The organism is Lysobacter yananisis (assembly GCF_031199375.1).
GTDB classification, from domain to species: Bacteria; Pseudomonadota; Gammaproteobacteria; order Xanthomonadales; family Xanthomonadaceae; genus Lysobacter; species Lysobacter yananisis.
The window spans coordinates 4,900,064-4,915,824 of the sequence record NZ_CP133568.1; the positions used below are offsets into that span (position 1 = coordinate 4,900,064).

15 protein-coding genes are annotated in these 15,761 nt (G+C 71.2%); 6 read left to right on the forward strand and 9 right to left on the reverse strand.

What is annotated here, in order from left to right; all coding sequences use genetic code 11:
* Positions 1 to 8: 8 nt before the first annotated feature.
* From RDV84_RS20225 to RDV84_RS20235, 3 genes are all read right to left on the reverse strand, one after another.
* A complete protein-coding gene (locus RDV84_RS20225; RefSeq protein ID WP_078995726.1) occupies positions 9 to 308 on the reverse strand; it encodes a hypothetical protein in 300 nt (99 codons plus the stop codon).
* Complete coding sequence (locus tag RDV84_RS20230; protein ID WP_309151395.1) at positions 305 to 574, reverse strand: hypothetical protein; 270 nt, start codon at positions 572 to 574, stop codon at positions 305 to 307. Before RDV84_RS20230 ends, RDV84_RS20225 begins: the two co-directional genes overlap by 4 nt.
* Before the next feature lie 181 nt (positions 575 to 755).
* On the reverse strand, positions 756 to 2,972 hold the full coding sequence (locus RDV84_RS20235; RefSeq protein WP_309151396.1) for a TonB-dependent siderophore receptor: 2,217 nt from the start codon (positions 2,970 to 2,972) through the stop codon (positions 756 to 758).
* A 221-nt stretch (positions 2,973 to 3,193) separates the two neighbouring features.
* Here RDV84_RS20235 and RDV84_RS20240 point away from each other — a divergent pair, with 221 nt between their 5' ends.
* Entirely contained in the window at positions 3,194 to 4,243 is a 1,050-nt protein-coding gene (locus tag RDV84_RS20240) for a DNA topoisomerase IB (RefSeq protein ID WP_309151397.1), read from the forward strand.
* A gap of 3 nt (positions 4,244 to 4,246) precedes the next feature.
* Here RDV84_RS20240 and RDV84_RS20245 read toward each other — a convergent pair whose 3' ends face one another.
* Positions 4,247 to 4,786, reverse strand: coding sequence for an MgtC/SapB family protein (locus tag RDV84_RS20245; RefSeq protein ID WP_309151398.1), 540 nt, complete (start codon positions 4,784 to 4,786; stop codon positions 4,247 to 4,249).
* Positions 4,787 to 5,037: 251 nt separating this feature from the next.
* Between RDV84_RS20245 and RDV84_RS20250 the strand changes: the two genes are divergently transcribed.
* Complete coding sequence (locus tag RDV84_RS20250; RefSeq protein WP_057947522.1) at positions 5,038 to 5,484, forward strand: PA2169 family four-helix-bundle protein; 447 nt, start codon at positions 5,038 to 5,040, stop codon at positions 5,482 to 5,484.
* A gap of 93 nt (positions 5,485 to 5,577) precedes the next feature.
* On the opposite strand, the gene RDV84_RS20255 is transcribed toward RDV84_RS20250, so the two are convergent.
* From RDV84_RS20255 to RDV84_RS20265, 3 genes are read right to left on the reverse strand one after another with little or no spacing between them, the layout of a single operon-like run.
* The gene (locus RDV84_RS20255; protein ID WP_197414845.1) at positions 5,578 to 6,090 is read right to left on the reverse strand and encodes a gamma-glutamylcyclotransferase family protein; all 513 of its coding nucleotides are present in this window, start codon (positions 6,088 to 6,090) and stop codon (positions 5,578 to 5,580) included.
* A gap of 50 nt (positions 6,091 to 6,140) precedes the next feature.
* Positions 6,141 to 6,839, reverse strand: a complete 699-nt coding sequence (locus tag RDV84_RS20260; protein WP_309151399.1) for an alpha/beta fold hydrolase — start codon at positions 6,837 to 6,839, stop codon at positions 6,141 to 6,143.
* Positions 6,836 to 8,077 carry an MFS transporter gene (locus tag RDV84_RS20265; protein WP_309151400.1) on the reverse strand — a complete coding sequence of 414 codons (1,242 nt, stop codon included), beginning with the start codon at positions 8,075 to 8,077 and terminating at the stop codon, positions 6,836 to 6,838. Before RDV84_RS20265 ends, RDV84_RS20260 begins: the two co-directional genes overlap by 4 nt.
* A gap of 106 nt (positions 8,078 to 8,183) precedes the next feature.
* Here RDV84_RS20265 and RDV84_RS20270 point away from each other — a divergent pair, with 106 nt between their 5' ends.
* Positions 8,184 to 9,080 (forward strand): LysR family transcriptional regulator, encoded by an 897-nt coding sequence (locus RDV84_RS20270; protein WP_250442585.1) that lies wholly within the window; start codon positions 8,184 to 8,186, stop codon positions 9,078 to 9,080.
* Positions 9,081 to 9,141: 61 nt separating this feature from the next.
* Here the strand turns inward: RDV84_RS20270 and RDV84_RS20275 are convergent, their stop codons facing one another.
* Entirely contained in the window at positions 9,142 to 9,732 is a 591-nt protein-coding gene (locus RDV84_RS20275) for a flavin reductase family protein (protein WP_078995722.1), read from the reverse strand.
* 74 nt (positions 9,733 to 9,806) lie between these two features.
* On the reverse strand, positions 9,807 to 10,436 hold the full coding sequence (locus tag RDV84_RS20280) for a Rossmann-fold NAD(P)-binding domain-containing protein (RefSeq protein ID WP_078995721.1): 630 nt from the start codon (positions 10,434 to 10,436) through the stop codon (positions 9,807 to 9,809).
* A 157-nt stretch (positions 10,437 to 10,593) separates the two neighbouring features.
* Between RDV84_RS20280 and RDV84_RS20285 the strand changes: the two genes are divergently transcribed.
* From RDV84_RS20285 to RDV84_RS20295, 3 genes are all read left to right on the forward strand, one after another.
* A complete protein-coding gene (locus RDV84_RS20285) occupies positions 10,594 to 11,808 on the forward strand; it encodes an NAD(P)/FAD-dependent oxidoreductase (protein ID WP_309151401.1) in 1,215 nt (404 codons plus the stop codon).
* A 163-nt stretch (positions 11,809 to 11,971) separates the two neighbouring features.
* A complete protein-coding gene (locus RDV84_RS20290) occupies positions 11,972 to 14,527 on the forward strand; it encodes a TonB-dependent receptor (protein WP_309151402.1) in 2,556 nt (851 codons plus the stop codon).
* Between the two features lie 5 nt (positions 14,528 to 14,532).
* Entirely contained in the window at positions 14,533 to 15,750 is a 1,218-nt protein-coding gene (locus RDV84_RS20295; RefSeq protein WP_309151403.1) for a cytochrome-c peroxidase, read from the forward strand.
* The last annotated feature ends 11 nt before the right edge of the window (positions 15,751 to 15,761 follow it).

Genomic DNA, 15,761 nt, shown 5'->3' on the forward strand with positions numbered 1-15,761 from the left:
TGCACGCCCTAGCCCGCCCACGACCGCAGCGCGGCCAGCGCGGCGAACGCCAGCGCATTGGCCGCGCCCAGCCACAGCCACGCGCGGGCGCTGCTGCGGAACAGGAACACCAGCGAAAACACCGCGCACCACAGCGGCGCGATCAGCCACATCACGAACTGGATCTTGCCGCCGCCTCCGCCGTGGATGCCGTCCGGGCCGAGCCAGGCGAACACGCCGGACAAGGCCAAGGCCAGGCCGAAGCCGAGGATCAGCCCGGCCGAGCCCTTGCCCAGCCAGTGCCGGCTCTGCAGGCGTTCGCCGCTCATGCCGCCCCCTCGCGACGACGCGCGCGCCAGGCGCCGAGGAACGGCGCCAGCGTCGTCATCAGCATCAGCACGGTCAGCCACATCGCCACCGCCGCGGCCGCGCCCATCGCCGGCCACAACAGCGCCAGCGACGACAGCGCGCAGGCGACGCCCGGCCACGCGCGCAGCGGCGCGGCGCGCCAGCGTTGTTGCGGCGAGGCCAGATACAGCAGCCACGCGCCGGCGACGCCGAAGACCATCGCCGGCACCACCCACCACGGATTCATCGGCTCGCTCCGTGCAGGAGCGGCGCGAGCCGCGACGCGGCAACCGCGGGCGCCGGGGAAATGCACGCAGGCGGTTGTCGCATCCGCGACACATCGAGGGTTTCGCCGCGAACCGGCGCCCCGCGGTCGCGGCTTGCGCCGCTCCTACAGGGAGCCATCGCGATGTTCGCGGCGAAACGGGTCACCAGCTCAACCGCACGCTGGCGACCACGGTGCGGCCGGTGCCGTAGTAGCACGAGGCCACGCTGCCGCAGGTGGAGATGTAGGTCTTGTCGCTGAGGTTGCCGATGTTCAGCGCGAACTGGGTCGCCGGGCCCGTGCCGGTGTCGACGCGGTAGCGGATCGCGGCGTCGAACACGGTGTAGGACGGGATGCGGTAGAGGTTGGCGCTGTCGCCGTAGCTCTCGCCGTTGTAGCGCACGCCCGCGGCCAGGCCCAGGCCTTCCAGCGCGCCGCCCTGGAAGGTGTAGTCCAGCCACGCGGTCGCGGTCCATTCCGGCACCTGCACCAGTTGCTTGCCGCGCAGTTCCGGCGCGCCCTTGGTCACTTCCGAATCCATGCGCGAGGCCGCGCCGATCACGCTGAAGCCTTCCAACGGCGTCACCCGCGCTTCCAGTTCCAGGCCGCGCACGCGGCCTTCGCCGCTTTGCGCCTGGCAGCGCAGCGCACCGCTGGCGCCGCAGTTGACGTGGGTCGGGTCGGGATCGTCGACCAGGATGTTCTCCTGGCGCAGGTCGTAGGCCGACAGCGTGATCAGGCCGTCGAAGCTGGACGGCTGGAACTTGACCCCGCCCTCCCACTGCTTGCCGGTGATCGGGTCGAACGGGGTGCGGGTGTAGCTCTGGTTGATGTCGGTGGTGGCCGGCTGGAACGATTCGGCGTAGCTCAGGTACGGCGACCAGCCGCTGGGCGCGGCATACAGCACCCCGGCGCGGCCGGTGAAGGCGTCGTTCTTCAGGCGCGTGCGCACCCACGGCGTGACCACGCCGGTGGCGACGGTGCGGGTCGCGGTGGCGGTGTCGTCGTCGGTGCGGTCGTAACGGCCGCCCAGCAGCACGCGCCAGTTGCCGAACGCCATCTGGTCCTGCAAGTAGGCGCCGGTCTGCTCGTTGGTGCCGCGCGACAGGCCGACCGAACGCACCACCGGGGTGTAGCCGGTGTAGACCGGGTGGAAGATGTCGATCGGCGCCGGGTTGCTCATCGCGCCGCGGCCGCCGACCCAATCGGCCTTCTGCCAGTCCACGCCGAACAGCAGCGTGTGCGCGATCGCGCCGGTGACGAACTTGCCCTGGATGCGGGTGTCGACGGTGTCGCCGTCGGAATCGCCGTCGCCGTAGGTGGCGCGGCGGTTCTGGGTGCGGCCGTCGGCGCTCAGCGCGCCGAGGGTGATCACGCCGCGATACAGCGAATCGACATGGGTGCGGCGCGCGCTCTGGCTCAGGGTCCAGTTCTCGTTGAAGCCGTGCTCGAACAGCCAGCCCGCGGTCCAGATGGTGCGGTCGTAGGTGTTCCAGCTCGGCTCGCCGATGAAGGTAGTGTTCTTCATCCGGCCGTAGCGGGTCGGGCGCAGGGTGCCGTCCATCGGCAGGAACTGGTAGGTCGAGCCGCCGTCGTCCTTCTGGTACACGCCGAGCAGGGTCAGGCGGGTGCGCTCGGCGATCTGCCAGGTGTAGCTGGGCGCGAGGAACCAGTGCTTCTGCTCGGTGTGCTTGATCTGGGTGTCGCCGTCGCGGTACAGGCCGACCAGGCGGACCAGGTGCGCGTCGTCGTCGGTGCCGGTGCCGACGTCGAAGGCCGCGCTGTACTGGCCATGCCCGTCCAGGCCCAGCTGCAGCGACTGCTGCTGCCCGGGCGTCGGGGTCTTGCTGACCTGGTTGACCATGCCGCCGGGCGCGACCTGGCCGTACATCACCGCCGACGGGCCCTTGAGCACTTCCACCCGCTCCAGGTTCCAGGTGTCGAACATGGTCCGGTTCCACTGCCCGCCCTGCGGCGCGCGCAGGCCGTCGAGGGTGACGTTGTTGCTCCAGCTGCCGGCGTCGTAGCCGCGGATGCGGAAGTCGTCGACGCGGTTGTCGATGCCGCTGCTTTCCAGCGACACGCCGGCGACGTAGCGCATGGCGTCGTTGAGGTTCTGCACGCCGCGCGCGTCGAGTTCCTCGCGCGCGATCACCGCGATCGACTGCGGCGTCTGCGCGATCGAGGCGTCGGTCTTGGTCGCGCCCTGGGAATGGGTGGTGGTGCGGTAGGCGTTGACCCGGACGGTGTCGAGGGTCTGAGCGTCGGCGGCCTCGGCGGGCTCGTCCGCATGCGCCGCGAACGGCAGCAGCAGCGCCAGGGCGAGGGAAAGGGAAAGCGGAGAGCGCGCGAAAGCGCGCAGAGATCCTTCTGCGTACACGAGAGTCGGCCCGATGGAGACGTTTGGCTGACTGCAGGTGCAGCGGCTGACGCGGCGCATCATAGCAAATGAGAACGGATCGCAATAGCGGACCTGCGCCGGGATGCGCCGGGGCCGGCCGGAACCGCCGCCGACGCGCGATTGCGCGCGCTGGACGCGAATCGCCGCCGCGCCGCGGGTTCTTGCTGCCGCGTTGACGCGCTGCCCCGTATCACAGGCGCATGGCTTCCTCCCCGCCCTCCGACCGCGATCCCCCCGCCACCGGCCTGCGCTACGTCGTCGACGACGAGCCCGGCTTCAGCCGCCGCCGCGCCGGCCGCGGCTTCGCCTACCGCGACGCGCGCGGGCGGCCGGTGCGCGCGGCCCGCCAGCTCGAACGCATCCGCGCGCTGGCGATCCCGCCGGCCTACACCGAGGTGTGGATCTGCGCCGATCCGCGCGGCCACCTGCAGGCGACCGGCCGCGATGCGCGCGGGCGCAAGCAGTACCGCTATCACCCGCGCTGGCGCGAATTGCGCGAGCGCGGCAAGTTCGAGCGCATCGTCGCCTTCGCCGCCGCCCTGCCCGCGCTGCGCCGGCGCGTGCGCGCCGACCTCGCCCTGCCCGGGCTGCCGCGGAGCAAGGTGCTGGCGATCGTGGTCGCGGTGATGGCGCACACCCTGGTGCGGGTGGGCAACGACCAGTACCAGCGCAGCAACGGCTCGTTCGGCCTGACCACACTGCGCAAGCGCCACCTGCAGTTGTTGCGCGGCGGCCGCGCGCAGCTGGCGTTTCGCGGCAAGGGCGGCCTGCGCCAACAAATCGAGCTCGACGACGCGCGTCTGGTGCGGCTGGTGCGCCGTTGCCGGCAACTGCCGGGCCAGGCGCTGTTCCAGTACCGCGACGAGGACGGCGGCCGCCAGGCGGTGGGTTCCGGCGACGTCAACGAGTACCTGCGCGAGGCCATGGGCGCGGACTTCACCGCCAAGGACTTCCGCACCTGGGGCGCGACCGCGGCCGCGTTCCGCCGCTTCGCCTCGACCGAGCTGCCGCCGCCGCGGCGCGACGGCCGCCGCAACGAACGCGCGATCGCGCGGATCGAGAACGAGGCCGTGGCCGAAGTCGCGCAACTGCTGCGCAACACCCCGGCGATCTGCCGCAAGTCCTACATCCATCCGGCGGTGCTGGAAAGCTGGCGCGAAGGCCGGCTGACCCTGCCGGCGCGAACGCCGTCGAGCGGCCGCCAGTGGGAGCGCGCCGCGCTGGCGTTCCTGCGCAAGCGCCGGCGCTGAGGCTCAGCGCCGGTCACTGGTGGAATCCGGGCTTGCGCCGGACCGGGACCCGGATTCGGCCTTGGACTCAGATTCGGACTCGGCCTTGGGCTTGAGCCCGAGCCCGCGTTCGGCGCGCTTGAGCGCCACCAGCACCAGCAAGGTCAACGCCGTCGCCGCCAGCGCCAGCACGTGATAGCGCAATCCGGCGCAGGCGCCGATCACCGCCGCCATCAGCAACGAGGCGGCGGTGGTGATACCGGCGATGTCGCGCCCGCCGCGCCAGGCGAAGATGGTGCCGGCGCCGATGAACGACACCCCCGCGATCACCGCTTCGACCAGGCGCATCGGGTCCATGTTGATCAGGAACGGCATGCGGAAGCGCGGATCGTTGAGCGCCAGCAGGCCCATGCCGATCAACAGCGATGACGCGCCGGCCACCAGCATGTGGGTGCGGAATCCCGCGGGCCGGTTCTTCAACTCGCGCTCGAATCCGATCGCGCCGCCGAGCAGCATCGCGTACGCCGCGCCGCCGACCACCCACAGTTGCTCGCTCCAGTCCATGCCTGAATTCCGTTGGGCCTGCGCCTTGTCTAACCGGCCGCGCGTTGTCCGAAAGTGATGCGCGCGAGCGTGTCGGGATGGCGCGTCGAGATTCGGTAAGCGCGGCGTTAGCGCGCGGTGATCGCGATGCGATTGCATGCGCGGATTCATCACTCGCGGGTCACGGCTGTTTAATGGCGACGCCGCGATAGTCGGGGCAACCGATGCGCGCAGCGTCGGCCTTCTTCCCCATCGTTACGCAGGAGACGGCAATGACCGACAAGAAGACCGAACACAGCCTCAACGATCTGATCCAGATCGCTCGCGACGGCGAGCATTTCTACGCCGAAGCGGCCAAGAAGGTCGGCGACACCGAATTGGCCGGAACGTTCCTGCGCATGTCCACCGCCAAGGGCGCGATCGTGTCGCAGCTCAGCGCCGAAGTCGCCGCCGGCGGCGGCAAGCCGGCCGAGAGCGGCACCTTCGTCGGCACCATGCAGGAAGTCTACGGCCGCGTGCGCGCCGCGCTGGGCGACACCCGCTACGGCTACGTGGCCGAACTGGAGGAGTCCGAGGACCGCCTGCTCAAGGCCTTCAACGAGGTCCAGGGCGATCCCAACGTCGCCCCGTCGGCGCGCGCGGCGGTCGAACGCCTGATGCCGCAGGTGCGCGAGAGCCATCGCGAGATGAGCCAGCGCAAGCATGCGATGAAGCACTGATCCGCGGCAGCGACGCGGCAGGCATGCGGATCGCGGCGCTCCTTCAAGGGGCGCCGCGATCATCGCGCAGGTCGCCATGGGCGCCTGCCGTGTTTACTCGGGTTGCGGCTGCTCGGGTCGCGGCGCATCGGGATGCGCCGCATACAGATTCGCGACTTCCAGCGTCCCGTCGGCCATGCGTACCGGCACCAGGATGCGCAGGTACTGTCCGCCCTCGAACTCGTCCAGCCGCGCCCAGTGCGCGGGCAAGGCCTCGCTGGCGAACAGCTGCACCGCGACCTCGCCGGCGTCGGCTGACCAGCGCAACGCCGGATAGCCCAGGTCCGCGCCCCAACCGATCTGCACCAGTTCGCCGGTCACCGTGCCGGGGCGCCAATGCCCCGGCAATTCGCTGAGGTGATGGTGATTGGGTTCGCCCGGCGCCAGCGTGCCGTACACGGCCAAGCGCCGGTCCGCGTTCCAGCGCCCGGCGAAACGCGCTTCCAGGCCGGCCGCTTCATCGCCGGTCCGCGCGGCGTCTATATCGATCGCGCGCAGTCGGTTGAGCCGCGCCATCGCTTCGCGTTCGTCGGCGTCCAGTTCGGCATTCTGTTCGGATGAGGTCATCGTCGTTCTCCGTCGCGAGCCTTGCGCCGCGCTGCGTGGCGCCCACAGTGTCACCCTTGCAGCCAGCGCCGCAACAAGGCGGTCGCGACCTGCGGCCGCTCCATCGTCGGCAAGTGTCCGCACTGCGCGATGCGTTCGAGCACCGAGCCGGCGATCCCGCGGTGAATCTCCTCGGCCGCGGCCGGCGGCGTCAACCGGTCGTCCTCGCCGACCGCGATCAGGGTCGGCACGGCGATGGACGCCAGCAGCGGCCGCGAATCCGGCCGTTCCAGGATCGCGATCTGCTGGCGCCGATACGCCTGCGCGCCGACCCGCTGCGCCATCGCCCGCACCTCGGCGCCGACCGGCCCGTCGACGTGCTGCGCGTGCACCAGGCTCGGCAGCAACTGTTGGGTCACGCCGGCGAAGCGGCCGCGATCGAGCAGGCGCAGGCCCGCGCGGCGCTGCATCGCCCGCGGCGGCGAATCCGGCGCGGCGCTGGTGTCGAACAAGGCCAGCCTGTGCACGCGCTGCGGCTGCTGGCGCAGGATCTCGAACGCGACGTAGCCGCCCATCGACAGCCCGGCCAGGGCGAACCGCGGCGGCGCCTGCGCCAGCACCCGCGCGGCCATGCCGGCGACGCTGTCGTCCTGGGTCAGGTCGGGCACCCCAATGTCGGCGATATCGGCCAGGTCGCGGATCTGCTCGCGCCACAGCCGCTCGTCGCAGAGCAATCCCGGCAACAACAACAAGGCCTGCTTGTCGCTCATGCGCGCCGCTCTCCGCGATCCACCTGCAAGGCCAGCACGATGCCCGCCGCGGCCAGGCTCGCGGTCAGGGCCACCTCGCCGCCCCAGCCGCCGTGCTGCCAGGCCCAGCCGCCGAGCGCGCCGGTGATGCTGGAACCGAAGTAGTAGAACAGCAGGTACAGCGACGAGGCGTGGCCCTTGTCGCTGCGCGCCAGCCGCCCGACCCAGGCGCTGGCGACCGAGTGGCCGACGAAGTAACCGAAGGTGATCAGGCTGATGCCGGCGATGATCGCTGTCAGCGACTGCGCCAGGGTGACCAGCGCGCCGACCGCCATCAACGCCAGCCCCGCCGCCAACGGCCAGCGCCCGCCGAAGCGGTCGGCCAAGCGCCCAGCCAGCGGCGAGGCGAACATGCCGAACACGTAGGCCAGGAAGATCAGGCTGATCTGCGCCGGGCCCAGCCGGTAAGGCGCGCCGGCGAGACGGAAGCCGACATAGTTGAACAAGGCCACGAACACGCTGGTCAGCACGAAGCCGATCGCGAACAGCCGCAACAGCCCCGGATGGCGCAGGTGCGCGGCCCAGGCGTGCAGATGCTGCCGCAGCACGAAGCCGCGCCGCGGCGCGAACCGGCGCGACGGCGGCAGCAACGCGGCGAAACCGAACGCCGCGGCCAGGCCGGTGCCGCCGATGATCGCCATCGCCGTGCGCCAGTCGCCGATCTCCACCAGCAGGCCCATGCCGACCCGCCCCATCATCCCGCCGAACGCGGTGCCGGCCACGTACAGGCCCATCGCGCCGCTGAGGTGGCGCGCGTCCATTTCCTCGGCCAGATACGCCATCGCCACCGCCGGCACGCCGCCGAGCAGCGCGCCTTCGGCCAGCCGCGCCAGCAGCAGCAACGGCCAGCTCGGCGCGACCGCGGCGAGCAGGTTGCAGGCCGCGGCCAGCGCCATCGAGGCGAACATCAGCCGGCGCCGCGAGATCTGCTGCGACAGTGCGCCGGCGGCGAAGATCGCCAGCGCCAGCGCGGCGGTGCTCAGCGACAACGCCAGCGAGGCCGAGGCCGGGCTCAGGCGGAAGTCGCGGGCGAACTCCGGCAGCAACGGCTGCACGCAATACAGCAGCGAGAAGGTCGAACAGCCGGCCAGGAACAGGGCCAGATTGGCGCGGCGATAGGCCGCGGTGCCGCGCTCCAGGCCGCGCTCTAGGCCGCGTTCGGGCGGTGCGGCGGCGGCCACGACGGAAGATGCGTTCATGGCGCCAGCATGGCGCCGCGTCCTTCATTCGTCCAATATATGAAACGATAGCCATCCATATCTTTTAGGGATAACGGCGGCGGCGTGCGCCGATCCGGAGGCCACGATGGAACTGCGCCACATCCGCTACTTCCTCGCCGTCGCCGAGGAAGGCAACTTCACCCGCGCCGCGCAGCGCCTGGGCATCGCCCAACCGCCGCTGAGCCAGCAGATCCGCGACCTGGAAAACGAGATCGGCGCGCGCCTGTTCCAGCGCGTGCCGCACGGCGCCGAGCTCACCGAAGCCGGCCGCGCCTTCCGCGAACGCGTGCGCAGCCTGCCCGAACAGGCCGGAGCCGCGGTGCGCCAGGCGCAGCGCGCCGCGCGCGGCGAAACCGGCGCGCTGCGCCTGGGCTTCACTTCTTCGGCCATCCTCACCCCGCTCACCACCCAGGCCATCCGCGAGTTCCGCCGCCGCTACGGCGAGGTCGAGCTGACCCTGGAAGAGAGCAACAGCGCGCACCTGTCGGCCAAGCTGCGCGACGGCAGCCTCGACCTCGCCTTCCTGCGCCACGACGGCAGCGAGAACGAAGGCGTGCTGCTGCACGCGCTGCTGGAAGAACCGATGATCGCCGCGCTGCCGCTCGGCCACGCCGCGGTGCGCGACGGCCGGCGCAAGTCGGTCCGCCTGGAAGAACTGCGCGAGGACGCGCTGATCCTGACCCCGCGCAACGTCGGCCCGACCCTGCACGAGGCCATCCTCGGCGCCTGCCGCCGCGCCGGCTTCGAACCGCGCATCGGCCAGCACGCGCCGCAGCTGGCCTCGTCGCTGGCGCTGGTCGCGGCCGAACTGGGCGTGGCGATCGTGCCCGAGGCGATGCGCCGCTTCGCCCTGCCCGGCATCGTCTACCGCGACATCGCCGGCCTGCAGCCGATCGCGCGGCTGGCGCTGGCGCAGCTGCCGGAACTGGATTCGGCGCCGGCGCGCAACTTCGTCGAGTTGGTCGCGCAGCTGCCGCGCTGAAACCGCCTGGCGCGGGTCGCGGCCAGGCCCGCGGCGGCGGGCGCGCGTCGCGAGCGAGCGCTCAGTCCGGCGCGTCCTGCGCGGCGACGTCGATCGCCTCGCCGATCGCGTAGAAATGCCCGCCGGCGATGTAATGCAGGCTGCGCAGCGCGGGATCGGCGTGCTCGAACCGCCAATGCCCGTCGGCGAACGCGCGCGGGTCGGACCAGGCGCCGACGATCTCGCCGATGAACAGATCGTAGGTTTCCTGGTTGTGCGGTTCGCGAATCAGCCGGCAGGCCATCCACGCCGAGCAACCCGCCACGAACGGCAAATCGTGGCCGTCGATGGCGAACAGGCCGACGCCGGCGCGGGCGAGCTTGTCGGGCTCGTCCGAGCGGCTGTGGGTGCCGACGCGGTGGGTCATCGCCGCCTGCGCCGCGGTCGGCACCTGCACCGCGAACGCGCCGCTGCGCTCGATCAGCGCGCGCGTACGCGTGGCCTTGTCGATCACCACGGTCAGCTTGGGCGGGTCGTAGTCGAGCGCACAGGCCCAGGCCGCGGCCATGACGTTGTCGACGCCGTCGTGGCGGGCCGAAACCAGCACGGTCGGGCCGTGGTTGATCAGGCGCGAGGCCTTGGCCAGGGCGACCGGTGCGAGGATGGGGGACATGCGGGCTCCGCGGTGGCTGTCGGACGGATCGGTCCGGCGCGCGCCGGACCGGGCAGGATCGGTTCGCTGCGCGCTCAAATCAAGCGCTCGGAGCCGACCGCATGCACGCCGGGCGCGGCCTGCAGCGCGGCATCGAGCAAGGCCTGGGCGATGCGCGGGGCGGGATTGATCCGCCAGCGCCGCGGCAGCGCCGGCGCGAGCGCGCGCAGCAGCACGGTCGCGGCGGCTTCGCCGGGACGCGACTGCTGCCGCTCGCCGCCGATCAGCCCCGGGCGCACATAGGTCAGCGAATCGAAGCCGACCCCGGCCAGCGCCTGTTCCAGCTCGCCCTTGACCCGGTTGTAGAACACGCGCGAGCCGGCATCGGCGCCGAGCGCGGAATTGAGCGCATAGGCGCGCGCGCCGGCGCGGTGCGCGGCCCGCGCGATCGCCAGCGGATAATCGAAATCGACCTTGCGGAAGGCCTCGCGCGAACCGGCCGCGCGCATCGTGGTGCCGAGCGCGCAGACCGCCGCATCGACCCGCCACCACGGCGCGTCGGCCGGCAGCGCGTCCCAGTCGACCTGCGGCGCCTCCAGCTTCGGGTGCGGCGGCAGCGCGCGCCGCGTCGGCGCGATCACCCGCTCGATCATCGGATCGGCCAGCGCCAGCCGCAGCGCATGGCTTCCGACCAATCCGGTGGCGCCGGCCAGCAGCAGTCTCATCGGTCTTCTCCCGCGCCCGTCGCGACGCGTGCGCGCGCCGATCATCGCAGAATCGCCGGCGCGGCACGGTCTGCGCCGCCGGGCCGCCGCCGCGCGCGTCACCTCGCGTGAACGCCGCGGCGGTTTAGCTGACCGTCCCCTCATCGTTCGCTGCGCCATGGACCTCAAGAGCGGCTATCCATTCTGGGCGATCCGCAACGGCCTCATGCACGCCTTCCCGCGCCTGCGCGAGGACCTGGACTGCGAGGTCGCGGTGATCGGCGGCGGCATCAGCGGCGCGCTGATCGCCGACGAACTGGCCGCGCACGGCCACGACGTGGCGGTGCTGGAACAACGCGACATCGCCTGGGGCAGCACGGCGGCGAGCACCGCGTTGCTGCAGTACGAGATCGATACCCACCTGGCCGAACTGAGACAACGCTACGGCGAGCCGCGGGCGGCGCTGGCGTATCGCGCCTGCGCCGCGGCGGTGGAGCGCCTGGGCGAGGTCGCCGCCGACCTGCGCGGGGTCGACTTCCGCCGCCAGCGCAGCCTCTATTACGCCAGCCGCGCCGGCCACGTGCCGCTGCTGCGCGAGGAAGCCGCGCTGCGCGCGCGCCACGGGCTCGCGCTGCGTTGGCTCGATGCCGATGAGCTGGCGGCGGATTACGGCCTGCGCGCGCCCGGCGCGATCCTCAGCGATTGCGCCGCCGCGGTCGATCCCTACCGCATGACCTCGCGCCTGCTCGCGCGCCTGCGCCGGCGCGGCGCCGGCGTCTACGACCGCACCCGCATCCAGGCGCTGCACGCGACCTCGCGCAAGGTCGAACTGCGCACCGGCGAGGGCCTGCGCGTGCGCGCCGACCGCGTCGTCGTCGCCGCCGGCTACGCCGGCCAGCACTGGATCGACCAGCGCCTGGCGCGCAACCGCAGCAGCTACGCCTTCGTCACCGATCCGCTCGACGCCGACGACCTGCAGGCGCTGGGCGAGACCTTGGTGTGGGAATCCGCGCGGCCGTATCTGTACCTGCGCAGCACCGGCGACGGGCGGCTGGTGGTCGGCGGCTGCGACGACGCCGTCGACCTGCCGGCGCGGCGCGACCGACGCGTGCAATCGCGCGCGCAGCGCCTGGTCCGCCAGGTGCAGCAGCGCTTCCCGCGCCTGCGACTGCAGCCGGCCTTCGCCTGGGCCGGCACCTTCGCCGAAACCGCCGACGGCCTGCCGTGGTTCGGCCCGCATCCGCAGCACGGCCCGCGCGTGCTGTTCGCGATGGCGTACGGCGGCAACGGCATCACCTACAGCATGATCGGCGCGGAGTTGTTGCGGGCGCGGATCGAGCGGCGCGCGCACCCGCTGGCGCGGTTGTTCTCGTTCGAGCGCACGGTCGGCTGAGGCCGCGCGCGTCGATCGCGACCGGTCGATGCATGAACACAGGTTGACTCGTTCAGCTTCGACTGAGACGATAATCACAGCGAGCAATCAGGGGCTTTCGCAGTTCTCACGCCAGCAGCACCGACTTCCGCCCGGAAGCCGGTAATCCCACCGTGAGAACTCGATGAATCGCCTGACCCTGGCCATCGGCCTGGCCCTGTCGGCTGGACTGCTGCACGCCGAAGAACGCTCCACCGTCGCGTCGCCCTCCTCTGCCGTCGCCGCCGACGCATCCTCCGCCGCGCCGGCGCCGTCCATCTACACCTACGATCCGCTCAAGGTCATCGGCCAGCGCCTGTTTCCGTACCGGGAAGGCATGACCATGGACCGCCGCTACATCGAAGAGCAGATCCGCGGCAACGGCGACATCGGCACCTTGCTGCGGATCAACCCCAGCGTGCAGTTCGACGAGACCGCCGCGACCTCGCGCAACATGGGCGAGATCCGCCCGGCCGACATCAGCATCAACGGCGGCCTGTACTACCAGAACGCGTTCGTGCTCGACGGCGCCGGCTTCAACAACGACACCGCGCCGGGCGGCTCGACCCTGGCGGCGAGCATCATCGACGTCCCCAGCCACACCCAGGGCATCGCCCTGGACGCCAGCCAGATCGGCACGCTGACCGTCTACGACAGCAACGTGCCCGCGTCCTACGGCGGCTTCAACGGCGGCGTGGTCGAGGCCGAGAGCCGGCGCGCGCGCGATGCGTTCTCCGGCAGCGTGGTCATGCGCATGCAGCGCTCGGTCTGGAACGAGATGCACATCGCCGCGCCGGCGCTGCAGAATTTCGAGGAGTCCTCGACCGAATCGCTGCAGCCGCGCTACGACAAGTACCAGTTGCGCGCCACCCTGGAAGGCCGCACCCGCAACGGCCTGGGCCTGTCGGGCACGGTGTCGAGGCTGCGCTCGGTGATCCCGCTGCGCGGCTATACCTCCGGCCGCAACAGCGTCAGCGACGAGAACGAAAAGGAGCAGGTGCGCGAGAACACCAGCGCCAGCCTGCGCGCGGACTGGAGCGACGGCGAGGGCCTGGAAGTCAGCGCCAGCGTCAACTACGCGCCCACCGACGAGCGTTACTTCATCGCCAACGCCAAGAACGGCTACTACGATCTGGAACAGGGCGGCCCGGTGGCCAGCCTGCGGGTCAACTACCAGCGCGGCGACTGGACCTGGCGCAACACCCTGAGCTACAGCGACCTGGACAGTTCGCGCCGCAGCCAGACCGACTACTGGAAATCCTGGGCGCGTTCGAGCGAGATGGACTGGGGCGTGACCACGCTCAGCGCCGAAGGCAGTTGGGGCAACATCGACCAGCGCAACCGCAACCTCGGCTACAAGCTCGTGCTCGAACGCGAGCCGGTGCGGCTCGGCATCGGCGAGCACCGCCTGCAGTTCGGCCTGGAATACCGCGACCGCAGCGCCGACTATCACCGCCTCAACGACCATTCCAGCTACCTCAACCCCGCCGCCACCCGCACCTGCACCGCCAGCGACGGCACGATCGACCGCGACGGCTGCTCGCTGTCGCCGGTGGAGACCACCGCCAGCGGCGTGATCAAGGGCCGCGGCCAGTACTTCACCCGCCGCAACGTCTATCGCGAAGGCGCCTTCAACGTCGACAACCGCGAGTGGGCGCTGTTCGCCCAGGACGACATCCGCCTGGGCCGCTGGAGCCTGCGCCCGGGCGTGCGCGTGGACGGCGACAGCCTGATGGGCCGCACCACCGTCGCGCCGCGCCTGGCCACCTCCTGGGACGTGTTCGGCGACCGCGACACCTTGCTCACCGCCGGCGTCAACCGCTACTACGGCCGCAACCTGTTCGCCTACAAGCTGCGCGAAGGCCGCGAGCGCCTGCAACTGGAACAGCGCCGCGGCGCCGACCTGATCTGGCGCGACGTGCGCACCTCGCCCGCCGACTACCGCTTCGACCGCTTGCGCGTGCCGTACAGCGACGAACTGGCGCTGGGCTGGAACCAGCGCTGGGCCGGGCTGGACCTGAGCCTGAAGTACGTGCGCCGCGAAAACCGCGACGAAGTGCTGCGCGAGACCATCCTCAACCTGGACGACAGCGGTTTCTACGACACCCGCGTCAACCGCTACAGCAATCGCGGCCGCAGCCGCAGCCAGACCTACACCGCCAGCGTGTCGCCGTCGCGGCCGCTGCGCTGGGGCAACGTGGTCACCAGCGCCGAGGCCGCGTTCGATTACACCGACGTGCGCCGCAACTACAGCGACTACGAAACCGCCTACAGCGAAGCCCTGGAGGACTGGGTCCGCTACCAGGGCAAGCTGATACGCGCCAACGAACTGCCGGCGACCTCGTTCAACCGGCCGTGGAGCGCGCGCCTGGCCAGCCAGACCCGGTTCGAATCGATCGGACTGCTGTGGAGCAACTTCCTGCGCTACCGCAGCGGTTACCGCGGGCGCCAATCGCTGGGGCGCGAGGTGTTCGAGGGCAAGAGCATCTCGGTGATCGACGAAGTCGCCTACCCCGACACCTGGACCTGGGACAGCAGCGTGGAATGGACCCTGCGCCTGCCGCACGAACAGCAGGCCTACGCGCGGGTGGAAGCGCAGAACCTCACCAATCGCTCCAACCTGATCAGCAGCGCCACCGCCACCACCACCGTGTACGAACCGGGGCGTTCGTACTGGCTGGAACTGGGCTACCGGTTCTGAACGCGATGCGCGGCGACAAGCGCTGGCTGGCGAACCTGGCCGTGGCGGCGGCATCCGCGCTGCTGTTCGCCGCCGCGTTCGCCGGCCTGCTGTGGGCCGGTGCGAGCGCGGCGCAGGCGGTGCAGGTGGCGCCGAGCGACGATGGCGACGATGGCGCCGATAGCGCCGACCTCGACGCATGCCGTCGGCGCCTGGACGCCGGCGGCGCGCAGATCGACCGCGACTGCCTGCGCCGCGTCTATGCCCTGCCGATCGAACAGTGGCCGCGGCCGCTGACCGATCCGGGCGCGCGCTGGTCGGAGCTGGCGCCGTTGCCCCGGCAGGCGCCGCATCCGCCCGGCCATCCGCCGGCCCCGGCCAAGATCGCGCTGGGAAAGCGCTTGTTCGAAGACCCGCGCCTGTCCGGCTCGGGCCAGATCGCCTGCGCCAACTGCCACGATTCCGAACTGGGCTGGGGCGACGGCCGCAGCGTGCCGTTCGGCCACGACCGCCAGCGCGGCCGCCGCAACGCCCCGTCGGTGGCGATGAGCGGCTTCGCCGCGCACCTGTTCTGGGACGGGCGCGCGTCCACGCTGGAAGAACAGGTGCTGCATCCGCTGACCGATCCGCGCGAGATGGCCGCGCGCCCGGCGGCGGTGCTGCGCGCGCTGCGCCGCGACGACAGCTATCGCCGGCAGTACGCGCAGGCCTTCGGTTCGCCCGGCATCGACCTGGCCCGCACCGCCCAGGCCCTGGCCGGCTTCCAGCGCAGCCTGGTGCCGCGCTTCAACCGCTTCGACCGTTTCCTGGAAGGCAACCGCGGCGCGCTCGACGACCGCCAGCTGTGGGGCCTGCACCTGTTCCGCACCCGCGCGCGCTGCATGAACTGCCACAGCGGCGCGACCTTGAGCGACGACGGCTTCCACAACCTGGGCCTGCATTTCTACGGGCGCAAGCTGCAGGACCTGGGCCGCTACGAAGTCACCGGCGACCCGGCCGATAGCGGCAAGTTCAAGACGCCCTCGCTGCGCAACGTCGCCAAGACCGGACCGTGGATGCACAACGGCCGTTTCGCCACGCTGCGCGGCGTGGTCAATCTCTACAACGCCGGGATGCCGCGCCCGCAGCCGTCGCCGCAGCAGGTCGGCGACCCGCTGTTCCCGCAACCCGACCCGCTGTTGCATCCGCTGGATCTGCATCGCACCGAACTGGAAGCGATCACCGCGTTCCTGGAAACCCTGTAGCGCGACGGTTC